19 protein-coding genes are annotated in these 25,150 nt (G+C 65.7%); 3 read left to right on the top strand and 16 right to left on the bottom strand.

Annotated elements, in window-relative coordinates; translation table 11 throughout:
- Positions 1-210: 210 nt before the first annotated feature.
- The gene (locus tag AC2S9W_RS04965; RefSeq protein ID WP_104960242.1) at positions 211-2,160 is read right to left on the bottom strand and encodes a phytase; all 1,950 of its coding nucleotides are present in this window, start codon (positions 2,158-2,160) and stop codon (positions 211-213) included.
- A gap of 194 nt (positions 2,161-2,354) precedes the next feature.
- On the opposite strand from AC2S9W_RS04965, the gene AC2S9W_RS04960 reads away from it, so the two are divergent.
- Positions 2,355-3,155 carry an inositol monophosphatase family protein gene (locus tag AC2S9W_RS04960; RefSeq protein WP_104960241.1) on the top strand — a complete coding sequence of 267 codons (801 nt, stop codon included), beginning with the start codon at positions 2,355-2,357 and terminating at the stop codon, positions 3,153-3,155.
- On the opposite strand, the gene AC2S9W_RS04955 is transcribed toward AC2S9W_RS04960, so the two are convergent.
- From AC2S9W_RS04955 to AC2S9W_RS04910, 10 genes are all read right to left on the bottom strand, one after another.
- Entirely contained in the window at positions 3,143-4,267 is a 1,125-nt protein-coding gene (locus AC2S9W_RS04955; RefSeq protein ID WP_199775041.1) for a Gfo/Idh/MocA family protein, read from the bottom strand. The two genes, AC2S9W_RS04960 and AC2S9W_RS04955, sit on opposite strands and share 13 nt — an antisense overlap.
- The gene (locus tag AC2S9W_RS04950; RefSeq protein ID WP_067106862.1) at positions 4,264-4,464 is read right to left on the bottom strand and encodes a hypothetical protein; all 201 of its coding nucleotides are present in this window, start codon (positions 4,462-4,464) and stop codon (positions 4,264-4,266) included. The genes AC2S9W_RS04955 and AC2S9W_RS04950 overlap by 4 nt, the downstream gene beginning before the upstream one ends.
- Before the next feature lie 5 nt (positions 4,465-4,469).
- Positions 4,470-5,873, bottom strand: coding sequence for an alkaline phosphatase D family protein (locus AC2S9W_RS04945; RefSeq protein WP_158682368.1), 1,404 nt, complete (start codon positions 5,871-5,873; stop codon positions 4,470-4,472).
- Between the two features lie 11 nt (positions 5,874-5,884).
- Positions 5,885-7,219 carry an MFS transporter gene (locus tag AC2S9W_RS04940; RefSeq protein ID WP_486571702.1) on the bottom strand — a complete coding sequence of 445 codons (1,335 nt, stop codon included), beginning with the start codon at positions 7,217-7,219 and terminating at the stop codon, positions 5,885-5,887.
- A 98-nt stretch (positions 7,220-7,317) separates the two neighbouring features.
- The gene (locus AC2S9W_RS04935) at positions 7,318-8,826 is read right to left on the bottom strand and encodes a CoA-acylating methylmalonate-semialdehyde dehydrogenase (protein ID WP_486571701.1); all 1,509 of its coding nucleotides are present in this window, start codon (positions 8,824-8,826) and stop codon (positions 7,318-7,320) included.
- Positions 8,827-8,835: 9 nt separating this feature from the next.
- Positions 8,836-9,627, bottom strand: a complete 792-nt coding sequence (gene iolB, locus AC2S9W_RS04930) for a 5-deoxy-glucuronate isomerase (RefSeq protein ID WP_486571700.1) — start codon at positions 9,625-9,627, stop codon at positions 8,836-8,838.
- Positions 9,627-10,520, bottom strand: coding sequence for a myo-inosose-2 dehydratase (gene iolE / locus AC2S9W_RS04925; RefSeq protein WP_486571699.1), 894 nt, complete (start codon positions 10,518-10,520; stop codon positions 9,627-9,629). The genes iolB and iolE overlap by 1 nt, the downstream gene beginning before the upstream one ends.
- Positions 10,517-12,352, bottom strand: coding sequence for a 3D-(3,5/4)-trihydroxycyclohexane-1,2-dione acylhydrolase (decyclizing) (gene iolD / locus AC2S9W_RS04920; protein WP_486571698.1), 1,836 nt, complete (start codon positions 12,350-12,352; stop codon positions 10,517-10,519). The genes iolE and iolD overlap by 4 nt, the downstream gene beginning before the upstream one ends.
- Positions 12,349-14,289: a bifunctional 5-dehydro-2-deoxygluconokinase/5-dehydro-2-deoxyphosphogluconate aldolase gene (locus AC2S9W_RS04915; RefSeq protein WP_104960235.1), complete on the bottom strand. Its 1,941-nt coding sequence runs from the start codon at positions 14,287-14,289 to the stop codon at positions 12,349-12,351. The genes iolD and AC2S9W_RS04915 overlap by 4 nt, the downstream gene beginning before the upstream one ends.
- A gap of 94 nt (positions 14,290-14,383) precedes the next feature.
- A complete protein-coding gene (locus AC2S9W_RS04910) occupies positions 14,384-15,256 on the bottom strand; it encodes a MurR/RpiR family transcriptional regulator (RefSeq protein WP_199775038.1) in 873 nt (290 codons plus the stop codon).
- Positions 15,257-15,403: 147 nt separating this feature from the next.
- On the opposite strand from AC2S9W_RS04910, the gene iolG reads away from it, so the two are divergent.
- Positions 15,404-16,387, top strand: a complete 984-nt coding sequence (gene iolG / locus AC2S9W_RS04905) for an inositol 2-dehydrogenase (RefSeq protein WP_486571697.1) — start codon at positions 15,404-15,406, stop codon at positions 16,385-16,387.
- 316 nt (positions 16,388-16,703) lie between these two features.
- Here the strand turns inward: iolG and AC2S9W_RS04900 are convergent, their stop codons facing one another.
- The 4 genes from AC2S9W_RS04900 to AC2S9W_RS04885 form a co-directional block, all read right to left on the bottom strand.
- Positions 16,704-19,190, bottom strand: coding sequence for a TonB-dependent receptor (locus AC2S9W_RS04900; protein WP_158682367.1), 2,487 nt, complete (start codon positions 19,188-19,190; stop codon positions 16,704-16,706).
- Positions 19,191-19,414: 224 nt separating this feature from the next.
- Positions 19,415-20,707: a sensor histidine kinase gene (locus tag AC2S9W_RS04895; RefSeq protein ID WP_241942078.1), complete on the bottom strand. Its 1,293-nt coding sequence runs from the start codon at positions 20,705-20,707 to the stop codon at positions 19,415-19,417.
- A gap of 41 nt (positions 20,708-20,748) precedes the next feature.
- On the bottom strand, positions 20,749-21,414 hold the full coding sequence (locus tag AC2S9W_RS04890) for a response regulator transcription factor (RefSeq protein ID WP_067106828.1): 666 nt from the start codon (positions 21,412-21,414) through the stop codon (positions 20,749-20,751).
- Positions 21,414-21,728: a PepSY domain-containing protein gene (locus tag AC2S9W_RS04885; protein ID WP_067106825.1), complete on the bottom strand. Its 315-nt coding sequence runs from the start codon at positions 21,726-21,728 to the stop codon at positions 21,414-21,416. Before AC2S9W_RS04885 ends, AC2S9W_RS04890 begins: the two co-directional genes overlap by 1 nt.
- 136 nt (positions 21,729-21,864) lie before the next feature.
- Here AC2S9W_RS04885 and AC2S9W_RS04880 point away from each other — a divergent pair, with 136 nt between their 5' ends.
- Complete coding sequence (locus tag AC2S9W_RS04880) at positions 21,865-23,094, top strand: histidine-type phosphatase (RefSeq protein ID WP_424538124.1); 1,230 nt, start codon at positions 21,865-21,867, stop codon at positions 23,092-23,094.
- A 6-nt stretch (positions 23,095-23,100) separates the two neighbouring features.
- On the opposite strand, the gene AC2S9W_RS04875 is transcribed toward AC2S9W_RS04880, so the two are convergent.
- Complete coding sequence (locus AC2S9W_RS04875; protein WP_486571696.1) at positions 23,101-25,128, bottom strand: TonB-dependent receptor plug domain-containing protein; 2,028 nt, start codon at positions 25,126-25,128, stop codon at positions 23,101-23,103.
- Positions 25,129-25,150 lie beyond the last annotated feature (22 nt).

The following is a 25,150-nucleotide window of genomic DNA, read 5'->3' as shown; positions in this document are numbered from 1 at the left end:
CAAGCTGGCCGCCTTATCGCGATCACAGCGACAAGCTGTATCCGTCGCCCGCCGCGCTGTACCCTGCTTTCTCCCCCCCAATAGCTGCGGCGGCCGCTGCGCTGTGTTGGCTATTCTGCGACTGCGCATAATCCACGGGCCGAGCGCGCCCGCAGCGCCATGTGGGCATTGCTGCCCCGCCTCAGCGATCATATCTCTGTCAAAGTACCGCTATTGGCCGATTTCGAGACCGAGCGCCTTTGCCACCCGCTCCCACGGTACTAGCTTGAAATTCTGATTCTCGGGAGGCGAAACATTTCGGCCATCCTGCGCGACCATCAGGCCGTGGGGAAAGGCCGGTCCCGCCGCCATGCTGGTGACGTCGAGGCCGTCGGTTTCGGATACACCGTCGATCCCCGCCGCCATGTCGGCGCCGATGCGGAACGAGCCGACATAGGCATTGTCACCTTCACGGCGGAACACCGCATAGCTGTCATTACCCTGGCTCGAGACGACGAGATAGCCTTTGCCGTCAGCCATGGCATAGAGTCCGATCCCCTCCATATCGTCCTTGAGCGCCGGGTTGTCGGCGACTTTCGCCAGCGTCGTGCGTGCGGGACCACCGCGCGGCTCGGCACCCTCGCGCCAGATGCCGACATCCTCTTCACCGGTATAAAGCATGCCGGTCTCGTCATCGGCGACACAGCCCTCGACCTGCGTTTCGAAAGGCAGGTCGCGCACGAGTTTCGCCCGCACCTTGCCGGCGGGCGTCGCGACCAACTCCCACTGGCGCATCTTGCCGTCGCTCTGATTGACGAAAACATAGGTCTTTTTCGTCTTCGCGCTGCGATACATGCAGAGGCCATAGGGATCCTTGAAACCGGTGTCCTGTAACCCGTCCGCAACGTCGGTCAGCTTGCGCGTCGCGGGATCGAGGACATAGATCGAGATGCCTTTGGTTGTGCGATTGCTGGCCGTCACGAGCGTCACGTCGCGGCCGCCGAGGCGGAAGCCGCTTCGCAAATCGACATTGTTCATGCGCCCGTCGGGAAGGAACTGAATGACTTTCCCTTCCAGATCATACACATAGAGTCCCGATTGCTTTTGCGTCCCGATCACGACGCTTTGCGCGGGGTCGGCGGGATTGATCCAGATCGCCGGATCGTCTGCGGCGTCGCCGCCGGTCTCCACCGGCACTGTTTCGACTGTCGGGCGCGCGAGCGGCATCGTCTCGGGCGCCGGCACCGCCGGCCGTTCGGGAAGCCCCGCCGCGGCGAGGATCGCCTGCCAACCCGCAATCTTGAAATTCGGTTCCTCAGGCGAATTATCGTCATCGGCGACCAGCACGACCGGCCCTGCCACCGTGACGCTGCCGCCATCCTCGACCTGGTCGGTACCCGCCGCGAGCGCCACCGAGCCAAGATAGGCATAGCCATCGAGGGGATCGTAAATGTTCAGCCGATTGGCCGACGCGTCCGAAACAAGCAGGCGGCCGTCGGCGGCGATGCCGACACCCTTCGCTTCTTCGGTGATGTGGCCGAGGCGGACGATATCGACGATCTCGGGTGCGATCTCGGCCTCGGGTTCGGCGGCGAAGCGCCATACCCCCACGGCTTCCTGCGAGAAATAGACCGAACCGCGGTCGTCGGCGGCGCAATAGCCGATTTCCGACCCGAGCGACCAGCGCCGCGCAATCCGCCCGTTCATGGCGCCCGACGCTTCGGACGACAATCCCCACTGCTCGATCTCTCCCTTGTCACCGACGAGGAACAGATAAAGGGTATCGTCGCGATGGCTGCGCGAGAAGCAGAGCCCCGCGACCGTCATCCCAGGCTCTATTCCGGTCAGCGCGAGCGGCGCCGGGACACCACCGGCCATCACACGAAAGAGTTTGGGCGCATTATCCTTGCCATCGAGCGCGGCCAGCAACGGTCCCCCGCCCGGCGCGGCATCGGCGCGCAGATCGAGCGCGCGAATATTGCCGACCTTGTGCGTCCCCACACGTTTCCCGGCCAGATCGAAGACATCGATTCCGGCGGATTCGGCGCCCGCGAGAATCAACGAACGCGATGCATCGGCGGGGTCGGCGACGACCACGGCGCCATCGGCACCGGATCCGTCGGTCGCCTGCGTTTCGGCGGAGGCGGCGACGACCGGAATCGAAGCAGCCTGCTGTGCCATGACGCCTGCCGGAACAGCCGCCAGCCCGGCGGCGATTGCAAATAGACTCGTTTTCACGCACCCCTCCCTTTTCTCTTCGAGATCGCAATCGAGCCAATACCCGATCGTCCGACAACGGCCGCAAAAGCAGCCCGCAACATCATTTCAGAATAATTTTTCTATCTTTTCCAGAAAACAGAACGTATATTCATTCCATGCCAATGTCACCCCTTATTTCCGCCATGATCGCCGCCGCCCACGCCGCCGGCGAAGGTTTGATCGCCGATCGCGAGCGCATCGCCACGCTCACGATCCATAGCAAGGCCGGCGCCGCCGACATGTTCACCGAGGCCGACCTGAAGGCCGAGGCGACCGTCCGTGAGCGGCTGATGGCCCATGCCCCCGACTATGGCTTCCTCGGTGAGGAAAGCGGGCTGACGCCCGGCAGCGACACCGACCATGTGTGGGTGGTCGATCCGCTCGACGGTACGACCAACTTCCTGACAGGATCCCCACTCTTCGCGGTCAACATCGCGCTGGCGAAGCAGGGGGAGGTCGTCGCAGGGGTCACCTATGTCCCCGCGATGGACGAGCTGTTCTGCGCGGAAACCGGCGGCGGCGCATGGCTCGGCGAACGTCGCATCCATATCTCGACGCGCACGACGATCGAGGAATCGGTGCTGGGCGTCGGCATTCCCTTTGCGACCAAGCCGAACCACGAACAATTCTATGCCGAGATGGAGCGGCTGACCCCGCGCGTCACGGGCATCCGCCGCCTTGGGGCGGGAGCGATCGACATGGCCTGGGTCGCCTGCGGCCGCCACGACGCCTATTGGGAGCAGAGCGTCAGCGCCTGGGACATGGCGGCCGGGGTCGTGATCGTCCGCGAGGCGGGCGGCGTCGTGACCGACACGCGCGGCAACGCGCTCGACCTGATGAACGGAACCGTGCTGGCATCGACGCCCACAATTCATGAGGAAATGCTGGCGGCGCTGGCGCCAGCCTACGCCGTCTGAAGTCCGATCCAGCATCCTTCGCGATGCGACCGGCGGATTGCGTCGGCGACCCGCTCGACCGCCAGCGCGTCGGCGAAGCTCTTCGCGGCCGACGGCAAGCCTGCGGCCGCCTCCACGACGGCCTTGACCTCGATCGTCTTCAGGTCGTTGTAGCCGATCTGATGCCCCGGCGCCGGACAGAAGGCGCCATAGTCGCCATGCTCCGGCCCCGCGCAGATCGTCGTGAAGCCATTGGTGCGCCCCGGTCCGGAGCGATAGAGCCTGAGTTCGTTGAACCGCTCCTGCGTGAAGGCGATCGATCCGCGTGTCCCGCTGACCTCGAATGCCAGCCCCATCTTGTGCCCGCTCGCGATCCAGCTCGCCGCGAGCGTCCCCGTCGCACCGCTGGCGAATTCGATCACGGCATCCATCTGATCGTCGACCGTCACCGTGCGGTCGGTGCCCTGCGCATCGCGGCGCGTCGGATAGGCGGTATGGAGACGGCCCGACACGACGGCGATATCGCCCACCAGATGGCGCGCCATCGCAATGATATGGCTGCCGATGTCGGCGAGCGCGCCGCCCGCCTGATCGGGCTCGCATCGCCAATTGAACGACGCGTCGGCCGAAGCCATGAAATCCTCCGCGTGAATGCCGCGAAAGGCGGTTACCTCCCCAATCTCTCCGCCCGCGATCAACTCGCGCGCAAGGACGATCATCGGATTGTAGAGATAGGTGAAGCCGACCGCGGTGGGCAGCCCCGATGCCGCGGCGGCCGCAGTCATCGCCTCGGACTCGGCGATCGTCGTCGCCAGCGGCTTTTCGCAATAGACCGCCTTGCCCGCTTCGAGAGCAGCGATGGCGATCGGGGCGTGGAGCCTGTTCGGGGTCGCGATGGCGACGAGGTCGATGCCCGCATCGTCGATAGCCTCGCGCCAGTCGCCACTCGCCCGCGCTATTCCGAGCGATGCCGCGGCGGCGGTCGCTTTCGGCAGGTCACGGTCGGCAAGGAGCGCGACGTGCGGCGCGCGCGGCAAGTCGAAGGTGCGGTCGGCCGCCGCAAAGGCGAGGGCATGCGCGCGGCCCATGAAGCCGCTGCCGATCAGCGCGATATTGAGCGCGGGCCGCGTCACGCCCCGACAGCCTGTCGACAGCGTTCGCGTCGCCGTTCGATCGCCTGGCGCTTGACCGGTTGGCCGCCGCGCAGCTTGCGCCCGTCGTTCTGGTCGATCCGGTGGGTCCCGACCGCCTCCTCCGGCATTGCAAGCGGCAGTCGCGCCTTCACCGCCACGAACCCGTCGCGCGCGATCGGCGCCATCCCGAAGCGCATCCTATTCACTCCCCATAATAGCTGCCGCCGCGCTCGACACGCTCGCGCCGTTCGAGTTCATCCGGATCGATCACGGCGCGCCAGCTCTGCTTGCCGTTGACGAGGTCGGCGGCGCGAAGGCGGACGGGCTCGCCCGACGCCGATGCCCCGATCACGTCGCGAACGCTGAGTTCGACGCGCGGTTCGGGATCGAAGCTGAATTCGAGCAGCCCGAAATTGGTGCTGCGCACCCACGGAGCGCGCAATCGCACCTCGGGATGCTGGTCGACGAATTTGGGGGCCAGATATTGCGCCAGCCCCGAACTCACCAGATCATAGAAATCATAGCCGCCCCGTTCGGACCAGGGCACGCAGTTGACTTCGCCCTGATGGACGTCGCCCGAAATGCCGAGGCAACCGCCGATCCCCTCGTCCCGGATGAAATCGAGGATCTCGTTGCGCTCGTGGAGATAGGCGGCCCAGCTGTCGCCGCCCTTTTCGGCGAGCGACCAGCCGGTGCCCGAGGCAAGGATCTTGAACGCCGCTTTCGATGCCTTGAGCTCGCGCTTCAGCCACGCCTTCTGCCCGGCACCGAGCATCGTCTTTTCGGGGCCGTCGGGGGCCGATGGCGGATCGCGGTGGTAGCGCCCGTCGAGCATGAAGATGTCGACGGGACCAAAGCTGTGACGGAAGAAAATTCCAGGCGTGTCGGGCAGGCCGGAAGCGGGATTCGCCCACCAGCGGTCGAACAGGCGGCGGGTCATCGCCTTCACGCCGTTGTGACGATCCGAGTCATTATAGCCGAAATCATGATCGTCCCAGATCGCGAGTTGCGGCACCGAGCGGAGCAGCGGAACAAGCGCCGACACGCCCCGCTGGCGCGAATAGAGCGCCGAATAGGCGGTCTCGCTGTCACTGTCGGCATAGATATTGTCGCCGAGCCAAAGGAAGAGATCGGGCTCCATCGCGGCGATCGCCTCGAACACCGGCTGCTCGGGGTAGAGCTGGACGCGCGCGCACGAGCCGAAGGCGATCCGGATCGGGCGCGGCCGGTCGGGCGCGGTGCGGGTGCGAAAGGCAAGCGGCTGGTGGCGGTCGTCGATTCCATCGGCCTTGATGCGATAATAATAAATGGTGTCGGGCTTGAGGCCGCTAACCTCGACCACCGTGCACAGGTCGTTGTCCTGCGTCGCGGCGACCGGCGCGGTTGTTTTCGCATCGGCGAAGTCGCGGCGCGTCGCATATTCGACCGCGACCCCGAACGCCCCGCTTGCGCGCGACCAGACGGTGAAGCTGTCCGGCGTCGTCGCGCCGATCATCGGTCCGTCGAGCAAGCGTGGATAGCCGACCGCTGCGGCATAGAGCCGGCGCGGCAGCGCGGCGAGAAAAGCAAGGGCAGCGCCCCCGCGCAGAAGATTGCGGCGATGCATCGTCTTTTCCATCAGTCGCGGAGCTTCGTGTTCCATAGCGTCGTCGCCAGCAACGTCGCCAGCACCGAACTACCGATCCAGAACCAGATCACCGGCCCGAAATCATAGACGTTCGTACCATTTATCATATGCATGTTGGCGTCGATCAGCGCCCCCGATACCTGTTCCTGCACCGCCGCGCCGATATAGCTGAACACGCCGACCAGGCCGAGTGCGGCGCCGGCGACGCGCTTCGGGCAGATATCGATCGCGAACAGCCCGCCAAGCGAGGTGACGAGGCCGGTCATGCCGAGCCCGAACATGATCACCGCGATGAAGACGATGACCGGATTGTTGGGACCGAAGAACAGCAGAAGAAGCCCGACGAGTTCGATGACCCCGAAGAGCAGATTGGCGGGCGGACGGCGCGCGCCGAAGAATTTGTCCGAGACGAAGCCGAAGGCGACCGCGCCCGCAACCCCCGCCAGCGTGCTGGCGGTGAGCATCGCACCCGCTTCCGCCAGCGAATAGGCACGCGCCTCCTGCAAATAGAGGATTCCCCAGCTGTTGATCGCGTAGCGCGTCACATAGTTGGCCGCGCTCGCCAGCGCGAGAATCCAGACCGCCGGTATTTTCAGGATCGATAGCTGGGTGGCGAACACCCCGCGCTCAGGCCCATCCTCCGCGGGCGGGGCATAATGGTCGTTCCGCCAGTCGGCGACGGTCGGCAAGCCGAGCGCGCGGGGCCGATCGGCCATCGCGTAATAGGCCGCGACGCCCGCGAGCACCGCCGCGACACCCGGACCCCAGAAACCCCACCGCCAGCCTCCGATCGCGACGACCGCCGAGACGACCGCAAAGGTCAGCCCCTCGCCGATCGAATGCGCGGTCGACCAGATGCCGTAATAGCGCCCGCGCTCCCGGTTCGAGAACCAGCTGGCCAGCGCGACGACGCACGCCGGCGCGCCATAGCTCTGGAACCAGCCGTTGAGCCCCCAGATCAGCAGCGTCGCCCAGAACAGCGTCGAGAAACCCATCGCGATGTTGCAAAGCGCCGACAGGATCATCCCGGCCGCGAACAGACGCTTCACGTTGCTGTGGTCGGCGACGAAGCCGTTGATCAGCTTGCCGGCGGCGTAAGTATAAAACAGCGCCGAGCCGATCATGCCGAGTTCGAGCGGGGTGAAGATACCCTGATCTATCAGCGGCTTCTTGACGATATTGATCGCGAGCCGGCACGTATAGCTGACGGCATAGGCAAGCGTGATCGCCATGATGATCCGCATCCGATAGCGCCGGAACGCGCCGTCGACGCCGTCGTCGGTTCTGACCGGCAGGTCCGGACCCGTCGCGAAATATCTGAGCATCGCCTCTCTCCCGCATCCGGCGCCCCTGTTGTTTCGGGTGTCCGGAGCATGATGCTATTTCATTTTATATAGAAATGGAAGATTTGTTTCGTTTTTGCTCAGGAGGTGGGAATGAGAAAGGCGTTGTCCCCTTCGCCGCCATCGGGCCAGCGCTGGGTCACCGTCTTGACCTTCGTCCAGAAGCGCACGCCCTCCATCCCATATTGATTGGTGTCGCCGAAACCCGAGCGCTTCCAGCCGCCGAAGCTGTGATAGGCGACCGGCACCGGGATCGGCACGTTGATGCCGACCATGCCGACATTGACGCGCTGCGCGAATTCGCGCGCGGCGTGACCATTGCGCGTGAAGATCGACACGCCATTGCCATATTGGTGTGCGCTCGGCAGGCGCAAAGCGGTCTTGAAATCGGCGGCTCGGATGATCTGCAGCACCGGGCCGAAGATTTCCTCGCGATAGGCGCGCATGGCAGTCGTCACGCGGTCGAACAGCGTTGGGCCGACGAAGAATCCGTGCTCATGTCCCTGCAGGACCAGACCGCGGCCATCGACGACCAGTTCGGCGCCTTCATCGACCCCGGTCTGGATCCAGTCCTCGATACGCGCCTTGTGCGCGGCGTTGACGACCGGGCCATAATGCGCATCGGGATCGGTCGACACGCCGACCTTGAGCGCGGCCATTGCCGGGATCAGTCGCTCGCGAAGCGCGTCGGCGGTCGCGTCGCCGACCGGCACCACGACGGGCAGCGCCATGCAGCGCTCGCCTGCCGAACCGAAGGCGGCGCCGCACAGGTCGTGCACCACCTGGTCGAGGTCGGCGTCGGGCATGACGATGCCGTGATTCTTGGCGCCACCCATCGCCTGCACACGCTTGCCGGCAGCGGCACCACGCCCATAGACATAGTGCGCGATGTCGGAGGATCCCACGAAGCTGACCGCCGAAATCGCCGGATGATCCAGGATTGCGTCGACCATTTCCTTGTCGCCGTGGACGACCTGGAGGATGCCTTCGGGCAGCCCGGCCTCAAGCATCAGTTCGGCGAGGCGCACCGGCACCGACGGGTCGCGTTCGCTGGGCTTGAGGATGAAGGCGTTGCCTGCCGCGATCGCGGGGCCGAACATCCACATCGGGATCATCGCGGGAAAGTTGAATGGCGTGATACCCGCGACCACGCCGAGGGGCTGACGCATGGCATAGACGTCGATTCCCGGTCCGGCACCCTGCGTATATTCGCCCTTCATCGCATGCGGGATGCCGCACGAAAATTCGATCACTTCCAGTCCGCGCAGAACGTCGCCCCGCGCGTCGGCGACGACCTTGCCATGCTCGCTCGCCAGCAGTTCCGCGAGATCCTGCATGTTCGCCTCGAGCAGTTCGCGGAAACGGAACAGGACGCGCGCGCGGCGCTGCGGATTGGTCGCCGCCCAACCGGGCTGCGCCGCGGCGGCCGCGACGACCGCGCGGTCGAGATCGGCGGCGGTGGAGAAAGCGACGCGTGCCTGGACCTGTCCGGTGCTCGGGTTGAACACATCGCCGGCGCGTCCGTTTTCCGGGCGCACGGAACCGCCGCCGGCGGCATCGCCGGCGATGAAGGGGTCAATCTGTCTCATCGCTCTTCCTTACTGGCGCACGATCCACTCGTGCGCGGGGTCGTTGCGGAACACCCAGTTGCGCCGGGGTCCCGCCATCACGTTCAGATAATAAAGATCATAGCCATGCGGCGCGCCGACCGGATGATAGCCGCGCGGCACCATCACGACATCGCCATCCTCGACCGCCATCGTCTCGTCGATGTCGCGCTCGTCGGTATAGACCCGCTGGAAGGCAAAGCCCTGCGATGGCGAGAGGCGGTGGTAATAGGTCTCCTCAAGGAAAGTCTCCTCGGGGTAGGCGTCGCGGTCGTGCTTGTGCGGCGGGTAGCTCGACCAGTGCCCCCCGGGCGTGATCACCTCGACGACAAGCAGGCTTTCGGCGGCATCGGCATCGGACAGGATGTTCCGGACATGCCGCGTGTTCGTGCCCTGGCCGCGTACCTCGACCGCATCGGAGCGAATCAGGCGCACCGCGCCCGCCCCGGTTCCCGGCGCCGTGCAGATCGCGATTTCCGCATCGGACACGGCCTCGATCCTGTAGCGATGGCCCGCGGGCACGTAGACCGAGGTCGCCGCGCCGTCGAACACCGTCTGGCGACCGCCGATATTCTCGAAGCTCTCGCCTCCCGCCATGATCGAAACGGTCCCCGTAAGCACGACCACACACGCCTCGCGACCGTCTTCGACGCGATTATAGCTTGCCCCCGCCGCAAGGCGGACCACGCGAAAGCCGACATATTTCCAACCCGCGCTTTCGGGCGTGATGTCGAGCACCGTGCCGTCGCCCGCGGGCGGATGGGGATGGACGAGAAGCGACATCAGACCAGCGCCTCCTCACGCGCCAGCCGCTTCAGCGTGTCGAGGCCGAGCTGGCTATAGTCGCGGGGGTTGGCGATCGCCGGATCCTGTTCGGCCTCGATCACGATCCAGCCCGAATAGTGCATGTCGGCAAGCGCACGCATAAACGGTGCATAGTCGTAATCGCCGTCGCCGGGTGCGGTGAACATGCCGCCGACGACACCGTTGAGGAAGCTGGTGCCGCTCGCGCGGAATTCGTCATATTTGGCGGTGCGGACATCCTTGCAATGGACGTGCGCAACGCGCTCCGGGCGCGCCTTGATCACGTCGACGGGCTCGATCCCGCCGAACAGCGCATGCCCCGTGTCGAGCACCAGACCGACATGGTCGCCGGTCGCGTCGAAGAAGCGTTCGAGTTCATCCTTCGTCTCGACGACCGTGCCGAGATGATGGTGATAGGCGAAGCGCAGCCCGCGATCGTTGATGAAGCGCGCGACGGTATCCAGCCGCTCGCCGAACTGCTTCCAGTCGGCGGCGGGAAGCACCGGATGCGTATCGAGCCGGCTGCCGTAGCGGTCGCAATGCACCGCGTTCGACGTTTCCGCGAGGATGAAGACGCTCGAATCCATATATTCGAGCAAGGCAAGATGCTTCGACAGCGCCTCGATTTCGGCATCGGCATCGCGCACGAGCAGGTTCGACGAATACCAGCCGCCGACGATGTCGAGGCCGTAGTTCGCCATGATCGGCGCAAGCAACTCCGGATCGCGCGGGAACTTGTTCCCGAGTTCGACCCCGTCGAAGCCGATGTCGCGGACATCGGCGAGCAGTTCGTCGAGCGTCGTGTCGCCGCCCAGTTCGCGCATGTCGTCGTTGCACCAGGCGATCGGGCTCACGCCCCAGCGGATCGTCATGTCCTGCCTCCGTCGATTCGATTTTCATAGTCGCGGCGCGCGGCCTGCACTTCGGCGCGCGCCGAAACTTCGGGGACCGCGACGTCCCACCAATGGCCGCCCGCCTCGGTGGTGATCGCGGGATCGGTGTCGATGACGATCACATAGCTTTTCGGCGATTGCTTCGCACGAACGAGCGCGGCTTCGAGTTCGGCGATGCCGCCGACCTTCTCCGCCGCGGCGCCGAGACTGCGGGCGTGGGCCGCAAAGTCTATGTCAGGCAGGATTTCGTGCGCCGCATCGGCGAGCAGATTGTTGAACGGGCGCCCGCCCGTCCCCTGCTGCAGTCGGTTGATGCAGCCATAGCCACGATTGTCGAGCAGGATGACAGTGATCTTGCGCCCGAGCATCACCGAGGTCGCCAGCTCCGAATTGAGCATCAGATAGCTGCCGTCGCCGACCATCACATAAACGTCACGCGCCGGATCGGCCATCTTGACCCCTAGTCCGCCCGCGACCTCATAGCCCATGCACGAGAAGCCATATTCGACATGATAGCCGCCGGGGCGGTGGGTCCGCCAAAGCTTGTGGAGTTCGCCAGGCAGGCCGCCCGCGGCGCAGACGACGGTCGCGTCGTCCCCCGCCTGCCGCCACACCGCGCCGATCACCTGCGCGTCGGAGGGGAGCGCATTGACTGGCGCTGTCGCGACGTCCCAGGCGGCGTTCCATTCGGCGACCGCGGCGCGGTTCGCGGCGCGCCACCTATCATCGACCTGCCGGTCAGCAAGCGCCTCCGCCAAGGCTTCGAGTGTCTCACGCGCATCGCCGACGACCGCTTCGGCGCCCTGCTTGATCGCGTCGGGCGCCGCAATGTTGATCTGCATCAACCGCTTGCCCGCGAAAAGCGTGCGCGACCCGGTGGTGAAATCCTGCAGCCGGGTTCCGACCCCGACGATCAGGTCGGCGGCTTCGGCGGCGGCGTTCGCCGCGCTCGTCCCGGTCACGCCGATACTGCCAAGCGCCTGTGGATGATCCCAGACGAGCGCGCCCTTCCCCGCCTGCGTCTCGGCGACCGGGATACCGGTCCGTGCGGCGAGGTCGGCGAGGACTCTTTCGGCCTCCGAATAGAGGATACCGCCGCCCGCGATGATCAACGGCGTTTTCGCGGTGCGGATCGCTTCGACGAGATTATTCAGTTCTGCACGGTCGGGACGCGGCCGACGTGAACGCCATATTCGCGGGGCGAAGAAGCTCTCGGGATAATCATAGGCCTCGGCCTGCACATCCTGACAGAGCGCGAGGGTCACCGGCCCGCAGAGCGCCGGGTCGGTCAGCACCGCCATCGCGCGCGGCAGCGCATCGATGATCTGTTCGGGCCGCGTGATGCGGTCGAAATAGCGCGACACCGGACGGAAACAGTCGTTGGCGCTCACCGCCCCGTCGGCGAAATCCTCGATCTGCTGAAGCACCGGGTCGGGACGGCGGCTCGCGTAGACGTCGCCCGGCAGGAAAAGCACCGGCAACCGGTTGACGTGCGCGAGCGCCGCCGCGGTCACCATGTTCGTCGCGCCGGGACCGATCGAGGTCGTGCACGCCATCGCGCGGCGGCGGCGGCTCGCCTTGGCAAAGGCGATCGCGGCATGCGCCATGCCCTGCTCGTTATGCGCACGATACGTCGGAAGCGCGTCTTCCATCCCGGCGAGCGCTTCGCCCATCCCCGCAACATTGCCATGGCCGAAGATCGCCCACATGCCGGCGAAATAGGGCAATTCGACGCCGTCCACCTCGACCCGCTGCATCGCAAGCCAGCGCGTCAGCGCCTGCGCCATCGTCAATCGTACATGCCCGCTCATGCCGCCACCCTAGCACGGCGCGCCGCGCGCCAGCCATCGGCGAGAACGCGCAGATTTTCACCGAGCGCGGTCATGGCGGCCTCGTCGTCGATCGCGCCCGTCAGCCATTGCTGCGCGACATCGTGAAAGATGGTGCGCCCCACCGCGAAGCCCTTGACCAGCGAAAAAGGCGCCGCCGCGACGATGCCCGCGAGCACTTCGTCCCGCGGCGCCGACAGGCCGAGCAGGACGATGCCGCGGCAGAGCGGATCGTGGCGCAATATCGCCGCCTCGCTCGCGGCCCAGGCGGCGGCATCGGTCGTCGGTTCGAGCTTCCACCAATCGGGATAGATGCCGAGCGAATAGACATGATCGATCACCGAGGCGATCGTGCCGCTGTCGACCGGACCGTGCTTCGACGCGATGATTTCAAGCAGAAATTCGTGGCGTGTGCGACGGCAGGCATCGAAGAGGCGCAGCAACTGCCGATCCTGCCGTGCGCGCATTTCGGCATCATCGTCCGGATGATAGAAAACGAGGCATTTGACGACGTGGTTCGTCGGCCAGTCGCGCAGCGTCATGCCGACGTCAGGCGATCCTTCGAAGAGCAGCGGGCGCGATCCGGGCACCTCGATCGGCCGCCCGATCCAATAGGGATGATCGGCCGCCGCCTCCAGCGCGCGTGCGCCGAAGCGGCCGTCGAGCAGAACGCCGTAATTGGGGTCGCCAGCCCCCATCCGATGAAGCGCCTCGAGCGCGAGATTCTTGAAATGATGGATCCGCGCCTCGTCGCTTTCGCCGAGCTCGGCGAGCAGGTCGTCGAACTGGCTGCGGTGATCGATCGCGAGCACGGTCAGTTCGTCGCGCTCGCCGTGGCGGTTGGTCGACCAGTGCAGTTGTTCGAGCTCGGCGCTCTCGCGCAGGCGGTGCGGCCATTGCCCACCGAGAAAATGCCGAAGCTCGTCCCAGGACGCCATCGCCGGGGCGCAGCCGTGCCGCGACACGACGAGCGCACCGCACGCATTGGCGATTTCACAGCATTTTTCGAGCGGCATGTCTTTGAGCCAGCCGCGCAGGAAACCCGCCATAAAGGCATCCCCCGCGCCGAGCACGTTGAACACCTCGATCGGAAAGCCGCGACCGACGATTCCGGCATCGAGCGACGCGGGAACGGCATCGGGAAAGGCGACGCATCCCTGTGCGCCGCGCTTGCAGACCAGCAGCGCGGAACTGTTCGCGCGGATCGCACGGAGCGCCGCGAGCGTGTCGGTCGAGCCGCCAAGGATATGGATTTCCTCTTCGGTGCCGACGATCAGGTCACAGAGCGGCAGGACACGCTGCAACGCTTCGGTGACGCCCTGGTCGGCGACAAAGCGATCCTCGCCATTGTCCTTGCCGGCAAGCCCCCAGAGCACCGGGCGGTAATCGATGTCGAAGACGACGCGCCCCCCGGCGGCCTTCATCACCGTCACGGCCTTGATGCTCGCATCGAACACGCCCGGCTGCGACAGATGGGTGCCGTTGATCAGCAGCGCATCCGCCGAAGCGACGAAGTCGGGATCGATGTCGCCGGCGCAAAGCGCCATGTCGGCACAATTTTCACGGTAGAAGATCAGCGGAAAGGTGTCGGGATCGCGAATGCCGAGGATCGCAAGCGCGGTCAGCCGGTCGGGGTCGGTGCGGACGCCGTCCGTCACCACGCCCTCGCGGTTCAACTCCTCGACGATGAAGCGGCCGAAATGATCCGCGCCGACGCGGGTGATCAGCCCGGCGCGAAGACCGAGGCGCGCCGCGCCGACCGCGGTATTGGTGGGACTGCCGCCGATATATTTGGCGAAGCTCGCCATATCTTCGAGCCGCCCGCCGATCTGCTCGCCGTAAAGGTCGATCCCCGCGCGCCCCAGCGTGACGACGTCCAGCCGGTCCTCTCCGCCCCGTTCCTGCCCTTGTTGCGCCATCGTTTTCGAGACCATCCTTCCTTGGCCTGAAACGCTTATTCCACTTTTAGAATGTTTGCAACATATGTTTCACACGGCGCCAGAAATGAAATGGCTATGCCGAGCCGTCCTCGCGTGCCTTGCCGTCGGCGCGTGTCGCCTCGAAGGCAAAATTGATGACGAGCGCCTGCGCGAGACACATCGACGCGGACAGCGAACGGAATTTCCGTACCTCTGCCTCACGAATCTGAAGAACCTGCTCTGCGGGCTTGGCGACCGGGCTTACCAGGCTGTCGCTGATCGCGAGAACGCGGCCGCCGCTCGCCCGGGCGGCATTGACGACGGCGATCGTCTCTTCCGAATAGGGGTGAAAGCTGATCGCGATCAGCAGGTCGTCGGGACCCATCGCATGCACCTGCTGAAGCCCGAGACCTCCGACTCCGTCGATGAACACCGCGCGCTTGCCCGCCTGGAGCAGCGAATAGGCGATATAGGAGGCGACGGGGAAGGAGCGGCGAAAGCCCGCGACATGCACGGTATCGGCCGCCATCAGCAAATCGACCGCCGCGCGCATGTCGGCGCCGCTGACCGTCTGCAACAGATTCTGGATCGCGAGACTGTTGCCCTCGACAAATTCGGAGAGAAGGTTCGCGGGCTCGATATCGCTGGCGCTGGTTGCCTGATCGAGCTGGCGGACGCGCTCCGAATAACCGAGCGCGGCGTTGTTGCTGAGCAGACCGTCGCGGAACAGTCGTTGCATCTGGCTCGCGCCCTCGAACCCGAAGCTCTTGGCAAAGCGCACGATCGCCGAGGGCTGGACGCCGCAACGGTCGGCGATCACCGCAAGCGTTTCGAGCGCAATGTCGTTGGGTTCGTCGAGGATATAGCGCGCGATCTGCTTGAGCCGCTTGCTCAGCGTCTCGTAACGGCTCACGATCTCGGCGCGCAGTTCCTCCGCCGAGGCGGGGGCAGTCGGGACGTCGGTCAAATATATTCTCCCCCATTCATCCGGAAAAACGGAATATCTGTTCAAAACTTGTAACGCAACTGTCGCCCTGCGGCCCGTTCCACGCTATGGAATATATATTCCATATCATATAGACATGGAATATGGTTTCAACCGGAAGAGGATAGAATGCACGACATCGCACTGATCGGCGCCGGCAGGATCGGCAAAATCCACGCGGCGAACCTGACCGCCAACCCACGCCTGCGGCTGACGCGGGTTGTCGATCCCTTTCCCGAGGCAGCGGCGGCGACCGCGGCGCAATATGACGCTCGCGTCTCGACAATCGAGGAAGCGCTGGCCGATCCGGCGGTTGCGGGGGTCGTCGTCGCGAGTTCGACCGACACCCATCTTCCCTACAGCCTCGCCGCTGCCGAGGCCGGCAAGGCGATCTTCTGCGAAAAGCCGCTCGATCAGGATCTGGCCGCCGCGCGCGAATCGGCGGCGCGGTTCGCGGCGCTGGACGCGCGGTTGTTCCTGGCATTCAACCGCCGCTTCGACCCGAACTTCTCGGCATTGCAGGCGCGGCTTTCTGCCGGCGCGGTCGGCACGCTCGAAACGCTGCACATCATCAGCCACGACCCCGCACCGCCGCCGGTCGATTATGTCAAAGTGTCGGGCGGTATCTTCAAGGACATGGTCATTCACGATTTCGACATGGCGCGCTGGCTGCTCGGCGAGGACGTGACGGAAGTCTTTGCCAGCGCGTCCGTGCTCGTCGATCCCGCGATCGGCGAGGCGGGCGATGCCGATACCGCGAAGACGATCCTGCGCACGGCGTCGGGCCGGCTCTGCATGATCTCGTCGAGCCGCCGTAGCGGCTATGGCTATGACCAGCGGATCGAGGCCTTCGGATCGAAGGGCATGATCCGGGCGCAGAACCAGCTCGAAACGACGGTCGAGACGTGGGGCGAAGAGGGCGCCGCCGCCGACCGCTTCCAGAATTTCTTCCTCGATCGCTACGCGGTCGCCTACGCGCGTGAAACCGATCATTTCGCCGACATCCTCGACGGCGCCGTACCGCTCGTCGATTTTCGCGACGGCGTCGCGGCGCTGGCGCTGGCCGAAGCGGCGGCGCAGTCGGCGCGGACGGGGGAACGGGTACTGTTATAGTTCGCTGGCAGGCAGCAATCGATCCACAGCTGCCCGTCAAAGCGCTTCGAACGGGATTCGCACAGAGGCGCGGAGATCTCAAAGGGGTATGGAACTCACCCCTTTGAGATCTCCGCGCCTCTGTGCGAATTTTCTGGAATGCCGGGTTTCGCCGGAAGGCGCCATTGTCTCCCCTCCCGCAGGCGGGAGGGGAGACCGGTGCATCGCTCAGACGACCGTTTCCCACTCCAAAGCCCGCGTCACCGAAATATGCGAAGCCGCTCAAAAGAAAGGGGCCGGGTTTCCCCGGCCCCAGGTCCAGTGCTCCCTGCAGGGATCAGAATTTGAACTGGACGCCCGTCTTGACCGAGTAGCCGTAGCGTTCGACTTCGTCGGTCCGCGACGAAATGCCCTGGAAGACGCGATAGGGTTCGTCGTTGAGGTTCGATCCTTCGAGGAAGATCGTCACATTCTTGACGATGTCGTAGCCGATGCGCGCGTCCCACTGGTTGAACGAGCCGACATACAGATCGGTGTCGGTATCCTCGCCGGGTTCGAGCAGATAGGCCGAGCGGTGGGTATAGGCGATGCGCGCCGACAGCCCGCCCTTCTCATAGGAGAGGAAGGCCGATGCCACCCGGTTCGACTGGCTGGCGAGCGGCAGCCGCTCGTTACCGCGGCCCGGGATACCCTTCGCGCGCGATTTCACGAAGGTGATGCTGCCGCCGATGCTGAAGCCGTCGAGCGGCGCGGGCAGGAAGCTGAGCTCGGTCTGGGCGTTGATCTCGACCCCCTTCACGAACGCGCTGTCGGCATTGACCGGCATCGTCACCTGCGCATCGACGAGCGCCTGTCCGGCAAAGGTGCCGCTCTGCTCGGTGGTCGCCGAATAGATCGGATTCTGGATCGTCTTGTAGAAGCCGGCGATGCTGACGATGCCCTTGCGCCCGATATAATATTCGCCCGCGAGGTCGTAGTTGGTCGAGGTAAGCGGCTTCAGGTTCGGATTGCCCATCGAGACTTCATTGTCGCTGGTGTTGACGACCGTCGTCGGCGCGAGCTGTTCATAGTTCGCCCGCCCGATCGCGCGCGTCACCGCGGCACGCAGGACGAGCGACGGCGTCGCATTCCAGCGCAGGTTGAGACCCGGGAAGAAATCGGTGTAGCTCTGCGACCCGAAGCTATCGTAATCCTTGCCGAGGTCAGCGACGGTCGTCGTGTCGAGAATGTCCTTCGCCGCATAATTGCTCTTCGTCCTTTCCATGCGGACGCCGGGGATCGCGGTAAAGGTGCCGAACTTCAGCGTCGCCATCGCATAGGCGGCGAAAATCTTTTCGCGGATCAGATAGTCGCCGGCAAGGCTATCGCCGACGGTGCCTTCCTCATCCAGCTCAAACCCGGCAAGGTTCGACTGGAAAAAGCTGTCGGCGCTCGGACGGCTGATCGTTGCGCCGAACGGATAGCGACCCTTGAAGATGCTGTCGATCGGCGCGCCCTCAACCTGGTCGAGCGTGAAGTCGTCGTCATAGCCGCCATAAATGACTGATTCTTCGTCGTTGGTCTTGCGCCGCTGCGTATATTTGGTGCCGATCTGAATCGTGCTGTCGTCGCCGATGCCGATCGGGGTGCGGAAATCGGCGCGCGCCTGATAAAGATCCTCGCGCGCGCGGCGATGTTCATAGCTTGTTTCGTCGAATTTATACTGGGTCGGGTCGAACGCCGGCGGATCGGATTGATAGAGCGGGATCGATCCCGACAGGTCGTACGACCCGGTCATCTTCTTGGCCGCGAAGATGATCTCGTCGCGATGCGGGTCGCGCTTGTTGGCCTGGGTATAGCTGCCCTCGACGCGCAGCCAACTCGGGCCGAGATCGAATTCACCGCCGAACGACGAGGTGAATGTGTCCGAATTTTCCTCGCGCGAGCGCAGAGCACGCTTGGCCTTGGCGGCGGCGAAATCGCCGCTGGTCGCGGTTTGGTTGGTGATCTCGTCCTCGTCGAGGTCGACCTGGAAGCCCGGACGCGATTCCTTGTCCTTATATTTGGAATAGAGGAAGCGCGCGAAGACCTTCACCTCGTCGGTCGGGCGCCAGTCGAAATTGGCGACCGCGCCATAGCGCTGACGGCGGGTGTGATAGTCGCGCAGAGTCTGGCGCAGCGGCACGAATTCACCGCCCACCTCCTCCCATTTGCCGCCTGACTGGATGTTCTGCGCCTCGAACTCGCGGTTCGAATAGTTGAGCGCGAAGACGAAGCCGAACTGACGGTCGGGGCCGAAGCGCGACCCGATCGATGCGTCGAACTCATAGGGATGCTTGCCGTTCAGATCATATTTGCCATAGGCGGCGCGCAGGCTGCCGAAGGTGCCCGGCCGGTCGAAAGCGGTCACGGTTTCGATATTGGCGGCGCCCGCGATCGCATTGGCGTCCATGTCGGGGGTCAGCGTCTTCGACACCGTCACTGCGCCGATCAGCGCCGACGGGATGTCGTCGAGCTTCACCTGACGCGAGTCGGGTTCGGGAGCGGCGGCGGTCTGACCGTTCAAGGTCACGTTGAGCAGGTCGGGCGACACGCCGCGGACGGTCAGATAGCGCCCTTCGCCCATGTCGTTCGCGACGCTGAGGCCCGGCAGGCGGCGCAGCGTTTCGGCGACATTCTGGTCGGGCAACCGTCCGACGTCGTCGGCGCGGACTTCGTCGACCTGCGTGTCGGTGTTTCGCTTCGTTTCTAGCGCCGCGCGGTCGGCGGCGCGTCGGCCGGTGACGACGATCGCATCGCCCTGCTCCGCCGCATCCGACGCATCCTGGGCCCAGGCACTCGCCATCGGAACCACCAGACATGTCGTGATCAAAAGCGCCCGTCCGAACCGCCGTGTCATTATGGACTCTCCTCCCCCGGCACGGCTCCCTGCCGCGCTCGTTCGGGCAGCATAATGGCACAATTATTCTATATTGCAAGACAAATAGAATATATCTTGCACAATAGCTTGCGGAGACGCGCGGCAACGGGCGGCGCGGCGCGCGATCTGACACCGGGCTGACGGAAGGATCAGGCGGATAGCGCCCAGCCGACGCGGACTTCAAGTCCGCCGAGCGGCGAGCGCGCGAGAGACAGGTCGCCGCCCGACGCCTCGGCCAGTTCGCGCGCGATGGCGAGGCCGAGCCCGTGGCCTTCGTCGCCCGAATCGAGGCGCGCGCCGCGCAGGATCGCTTCCTCGCGCTGCGCATCATCAAGACCGGGTCCGTCGTCGCCGACGACCAGCATCCGCCGCTCGCCGGTAGCTTCGACCGCGACACGGACGAGGCGGCGCGCATGGCGCGCGGCATTCTCAAGCAGGGGGCCGAGCAGTTCGGCGGCATCGTCGCTCGCGAGCGGCAACGTCGCGCTTTCGTCACAGGCCAGCGAAAACGCCACGCGCTCGCCTGCCTCGGTCTGCTCGATCACCGCGACGAGCCGCTCGATCAGCGGCAGCGCGATCGTGCTGCGCCCTTCGGGAACGAGGCTGATCCGCGTCCGCGCCAGTTCGCCGCCGATCGCCGCGCGCATCGCCGCGATCGACGAATCGAGACCATCGGCCATCGCCGTCGCTCCGCTCTCGCGCACCCTTGCACTTTGCGCGGCAAGCGCAGCAAGCGGCGTCTTGAGTCCGTGCGCAAGGTCGGCGGCGCGGCGGCGGGCGCGCACCAGATCGGCTTCGCGCGCGTCGGCCAGTGCATCGATCGATTCGGTGAGCGGCGCCAGCTCACGGGGATAGGCGCCGCCCAGACGCGCCCCGGCATCGCGACGCAGCCGCTCGACCTCCTGTCCGACGCGCCGCAGCGGGCGGAGGCCCAGCCCAACCTGCGCCCAGGCCGCAAGCGCGAGGACGGTCCACAGCAATGCGAGGAACAGCGCCATCTCGCGCCCGAACTCGCGCTGCGCCGGAGCCAGCTTGGCGAGGTCGTAGCCGAGCTGAACGATCACCGGCGATTCCCGCGATTGCAGGCGAATCGCGCGTTCCATCAACAGCAGCTGCTGGCCAAAGGGGCCGTCAGCGCGGCGAGTCCGCCACCGGTCGGCGGGCGCCGACACGGTGGTCGGCAGATGACTGTCCCAAAGCGAAATCGAGCGGATCGCGCCGGCAGCGGTCGACGCCTGCCAGTAGAGACCACCGGCTGGAACCGCGAAGCGCGGATCGGCGGGCTCGGACCCCGCAACCGGCACACCATGGGCCAATTGCAGATCGGCGAGGAGCGGCCGCACCTGAACCAGCAGTTCGTCCTCGACGCGCCGCTCGACATGGCCGTTGAACAGCCAGGTCATCGCGAACCAGGCGACGATCAGCGCCAGGGCGATCGCCACACCGGCCCCCGTGATCAACCGAAGCCGGAGCGAGCGTCGCGTCACGCGGCGGCGGCCGGCAGGACGTAACCGAAGCCGCGCCGGGTCTGGATGGTGTCGGCGCCGAGCTTGCGCCGCAGTCGCGCGATCAGCGCCTCGATCGCGTTGGCGTTTTCGGTATCGGCGTCGCCATAGAGATGATCGGAAAGTTCGGTTGCGGGCACCGCGCGGCCGGCATGATGGGCGAGATAGTCGAGAAGCCGATACTCAAGCGGCGAGAGCTTGACGAGCGCGCCGTCGAGCGTCGCGGTCATCCGGTGGGTATCGATGCGCAGCGGCCCCGCCTCGATCATCGGGCTCGACCGTCCGGCGGCGCGGCGGATCAGTCCGCGAACGCGCGCCACCAGTTCCTCCATCGCCCACGGCTTTGCCATATAATCGTCGGCGCCCGCCTCGATCCCGGCGACCTTGTCGGTCCATTCGCCCCGCGCCGACAGGATCAGGACGGGGAAATTCCGTCCCGCCTCGCGCCAGCGCCGGACCACCGACAGCCCGTCGAGCCGCGGCAGGCCGAGGTCGACGATCGCGACGTCATAATCCTCGACATCGCCGTTGAACCACGCCTGCTGGCCGTCACCCGCAAGATCGACGACGAAGCCCGCCGCGGTCATGCCGCGGACAAGTTCGGAAGCGACGACCGGATCGTCCTCGACCACCAATGCGCGCATCAATCATCCTCGATCTTGATCACCCGGCCGGTCCTGGCGTCGATTTCGACCTCGCGCACCCTGCCGCCGCCGGTCAGGATTTTCACCTCATATTTGAACCCGAAGGATTCGCGTTCCAGCTTGACCTTGAGCACGTCGCCCGGGACGCGCTCGGTCGCGATCGCCAGGACGCGGGTGATCGGCAGGATTTCGCCGCGCGCCAGCGCGGCGCTCGCCGCGCGTTGGTCGGCCTTGTCATCCTTGTCCTTTGCGGAGATCGCGACGGGGACGGTGAGAGCGGTCACAGCGACCGCAAGGAGAAGTGTCTTTTTCATACGCCCTCCCTGCCACAAGGCCGCTGATAGGAAGCTGACATCACCGACCGCACGGGCGGATCGGCAAATGGCATTGATGAAATAAATTTTCCCATTTATATAGTGTCGATAAATTTATTCCACAATGGAGAGGCCCGTGAAGCGCATCCTGCTGTTATCCACCGCACTGCTGGCGGCCTGCGCCGCGCCCGGGCCGGGCGCCGACACGCCCCCCGCCAGCCAGCCATCGCTGAAGCTGGAGAAGGTCGTGATGCTGATGCGGCACGGCATCCGTCCGCCGACGAAGCCCGCCGTCGTCCCGCCGGGCTATTCGTCCGAGACATGGTCCGGCTGGCCCGTCGATTTCGGCCTGTTGACGCCGCGCGGCGCGGCGGGCGTCAAGCTTCTCGGCGAAAGCGACCGCGCCTATTTCGGCACCCGCGGCCTGTTTCCCGGCGGATGCCCCGCGCCCGGCACGATCGCCCTGAAGGCGAGTTACAAGGAGCGCACGATCGAAACGGCGCGAAGCTGGGCGGCGGGCTTCATGCCCGGCTGCGCAGCGGCGATATCCCACCCCGCCGGTTCCGACGACGACGCGATCTTTCATGGTCTCGACAGCGGCCCGGCGTCGTTCGACGGGAATCGCGCCTATGACGCGGCGCTGGCGCAAGCGCCCGAAGGCGGACTCGCCGCCGAGACCGAACGCCATCGCGGCGAACTGACGCTGCTCGCGAAAGTGCTGAATTGCGCCGTGCCGGCCTGTCCGCTCGTCGCCGAACCCAGCCGGCTGGTCGCGCAGCCGCACGATCGTCCCGATCTCGAAGGCCCGCTCGCCGTCGCATCGACGGCCAGCCAGACGCTGCTGCTCGAATATCTGGAAGGCAAGCCGATGGCCGAAGTCGGCTGGGGCCGCGTGAGCCGCGCCGAGATCGAGCAATTGCTGCGCTTCCACCCGCTCAAGTTCCGTTATTCGAACCGTCCCGGCTATATCGCTGCTGCCGCTGCCGCGCCGATCGTGCACGAGATCGTCACGGCGCTCGGTGACCGGAATCCGGCGCGGCTGACGTTACTTGCCGGACACGACACCAACGTCGCCGACCTCGGCGGTTTCTTCGACCTGCACTGGCAGGTGCCGAGCTACCCCGCCGACGAAGTTCCGCCCGGCAGCGCGCTGGGGTTCGAGCTGGTCAGCAATGCCAGGGGCGACCGCTATGTCCGCGCTTTCTATCGCGCGCAGACGATGGACCAGTTGAGGAACCTCGAAGCGCTGGGATCGGACGATGCCCTGTTCCGCCGCTATCTCCCCATTCCGGGGTGCGGCGATTCGGTCGCGGCGACCGCGTGCAGCTGGAGCGATTTCGCCCGGATCGCCGCGCCGCGCGGATAAGACGGCCTATCCGCCGAAGCTGCGCTGGACGGTCAACCCGACATAGCGGCCGCTGCGCAGCACCCGCAGCTCGCGATAGCGCAGCGCGGCGTCGCCGCGGACGCCGGCATAGATGTCGCGCGTCCGCGTCGCGGCGCTGTCGGTCAGATTCCGGCCGAACAGGCGAAGCGTCCAGCGCGCATCGGGGCGATATTCGATGAACAGATCGAGCCGCCCGGCCAGACGATCGGCCTCGACCTCCTCGACCTTGAACGCGGTCTCGGTGCGCGCGAAGGCATAGCCGCCGCCCCAGCGCAGCTTCCACGCCGGAATGTCATGGGTCAACGCCACCCGCGCCTCGACCGGAAGGTCGCCCGAGATGGGCCGCCGCTCGCCGGTCGCGGGATCGGTCGCCCGGCCGCGCCGCGCGACGAGATCGGCAGTCACCACGACCCCCCTGGCGCCAAACGCGTCCAGCGGCCATTTGAGCGACGCTTCGACGGTATCGCGGCGTGCCGCGCCGATATTGCCGACCGCGTCGTACAGGGTCCCATCGACGACGACGGGAAGCTGGTCGACCAGATCGGATATCCATTCGCGGCGCGCGGCAACGGTGACGGATCCGGCGCCGAAGCGGCGTTCGTAGCTCAGCTCGATGCGCCAGAGGCTGTCGGGCTCCAGATCGGCATTGCCGGCGCTGATCGTTCCGCTGGTCAAGGACGCGGCGCCGACGAAATCGTCGAAATCGAGCTGGCCGACCGCGCGCTCGGCCAGCAGGCGAAACGTCCGGTTCGGCGTCGGCGTCCAGACAAGCCGCGCGCGCGGTTTCCAGAAGGCGAAGGATTTGACGAGGTCGATGTCGCCCGCCTGCGACAGGCGGGACATTTCGTATCTGATGCCGAACTCCGCGACGGTCCGCGCGCCGAGCGGACGGCTGGCGGTCACGAACAATTCGGCGCGGCGTTCGGCAACCCGGACGTTGGCCTGGGGCAGCGGAACCGGCTCGCCGTCCTCGACCAGCGCATTCCGGCCATCGAGACTGTTAACCGCGCCCTCGGCGCCGATCTCGATCGTCGCGCCGCCCCGGTGGTGGCGGAGCGCGGCGCGCAGGATCGCTTCGCTGGCGTTCGACCGCTCGTCCGAGACGCTGCTTTCCGACGCGGTGGATTCGCGATCGAGGCCGACCGTCGCCACCGACCGATAGCTTCCGACCAGCTCGAGATCGTCCGCGGGACCGAGCGCGCGTTCGTAGCGCACGCCCGCTTCATAGGTTTGCGCATGCTTGCGCTCGCTGCCGACGATGGCATCGGGCGCGGGGAAAGTGACGGCATGGGCGATATCGGCGAATTTGCGTTTGTCCTGGATCAGCCCGTTGAGACGAAGCGTCCCGCCGAGCAGCGGCTGGCGATAGGCGAGCGTCGCCTGTGCGATGTCGGCGCCCTCGGGCTGCGCATAATCGACGAGGCGCAGCGGCGTGCCGTCGCTCGCAAAGCGGTTGCGGACGCCGAAACCATGCTCGTCGTCGATCTCGCGATAGACGGTGGCGAAGAGGTCGATCACCCGCCCGCGCCCATCGAACGTCGCCTGCGCCGAAATGCGCGGGGCGCGCAGACCGTGCCGGTAGAGCGCCTGCTCGGCCTCGATCCGGCCGCCGATCGTGCCCGTCTTCACCAGGATGATGTTGGCGAGCAGCGCATAGCCCTGCATGTCGTAGCCCGCCGTCCCGGCGCGTATCAGTTCGATGCGGGCGACGCGCGTCGCGGGAAGCCGCTTCAGGATCGCTTCGAGCGTGTCGGTCTTTCCGGCGGGGCGCTGTCCGTCGATCAGGACATTGCCCGCAACGCCCGAATAGCCGCGCACGTCCGCATTGCCTTCGGCGATCGTAAAGGCCGGAAGCAGCGCCACCATCTCGTAAGCGTTCGAGGGTTGCGTCCGGTCGAAGAAGCGCTGGTCGTAAACCGGGCTGCCAGCGTCCCCGCCGTCCTGCCCCGCCGCCGGCGCGATGGCGCCGGACCCGGCCCACAGAAGCAGCGCGATGCGAATGCCATGACCCATGCGGCGCCGATCCTCCGACAGG

The sequence above is a fragment of the Sphingopyxis sp. 550B genome, assembly GCF_057401805.1.
Note: the sequence above shows the minus strand (reverse complement) of the source record. Positions and strands in the feature narration are given on the sequence as shown.

Excerpts from the sequence above, each read along its gene's own strand:
- AC2S9W_RS04965 (WP_104960242.1), bottom strand. The coding sequence starts at position 2,160 with ATGGCACAGCAGGCTGCTTCGATTCCGGTCGTCGCCGCCTCCGCCGAA.
- AC2S9W_RS04960 (WP_104960241.1), top strand. The coding sequence starts at position 2,355 with ATGCCAATGTCACCCCTTATTTCCGCCATGATCGCCGCCGCCCACGCC.
- AC2S9W_RS04950 (WP_067106862.1), bottom strand. The coding sequence starts at position 4,464 with ATGCGCTTCGGGATGGCGCCGATCGCGCGCGACGGGTTCGTGGCGGTG.
- AC2S9W_RS04945 (WP_158682368.1), bottom strand. The coding sequence starts at position 5,873 with ATGCATCGCCGCAATCTTCTGCGCGGGGGCGCTGCCCTTGCTTTTCTC.
- AC2S9W_RS04940 (WP_486571702.1), bottom strand. The coding sequence starts at position 7,219 with ATGCTCAGATATTTCGCGACGGGTCCGGACCTGCCGGTCAGAACCGAC.
- AC2S9W_RS04935 (WP_486571701.1), bottom strand. The coding sequence starts at position 8,826 with ATGAGACAGATTGACCCCTTCATCGCCGGCGATGCCGCCGGCGGCGGT.
- iolB (WP_486571700.1), bottom strand. The coding sequence starts at position 9,627 with ATGTCGCTTCTCGTCCATCCCCATCCGCCCGCGGGCGACGGCACGGTG.
- iolE (WP_486571699.1), bottom strand. The coding sequence starts at position 10,520 with ATGACGATCCGCTGGGGCGTGAGCCCGATCGCCTGGTGCAACGACGAC.
- iolD (WP_486571698.1), bottom strand. The coding sequence starts at position 12,352 with ATGAGCGGGCATGTACGATTGACGATGGCGCAGGCGCTGACGCGCTGG.
- AC2S9W_RS04915 (WP_104960235.1), bottom strand. The coding sequence starts at position 14,289 with ATGGCGCAACAAGGGCAGGAACGGGGCGGAGAGGACCGGCTGGACGTC.
- iolG (WP_486571697.1), top strand. The coding sequence starts at position 15,404 with ATGCACGACATCGCACTGATCGGCGCCGGCAGGATCGGCAAAATCCAC.
- AC2S9W_RS04900 (WP_158682367.1), bottom strand. The coding sequence starts at position 19,190 with ATGGCGAGTGCCTGGGCCCAGGATGCGTCGGATGCGGCGGAGCAGGGC.
- AC2S9W_RS04890 (WP_067106828.1), bottom strand. The coding sequence starts at position 21,414 with ATGCGCGCATTGGTGGTCGAGGACGATCCGGTCGTCGCTTCCGAACTT.
- AC2S9W_RS04885 (WP_067106825.1), bottom strand. The coding sequence starts at position 21,728 with ATGAAAAAGACACTTCTCCTTGCGGTCGCTGTGACCGCTCTCACCGTC.
- AC2S9W_RS04875 (WP_486571696.1), bottom strand. The coding sequence starts at position 25,128 with ATGGGTCATGGCATTCGCATCGCGCTGCTTCTGTGGGCCGGGTCCGGC.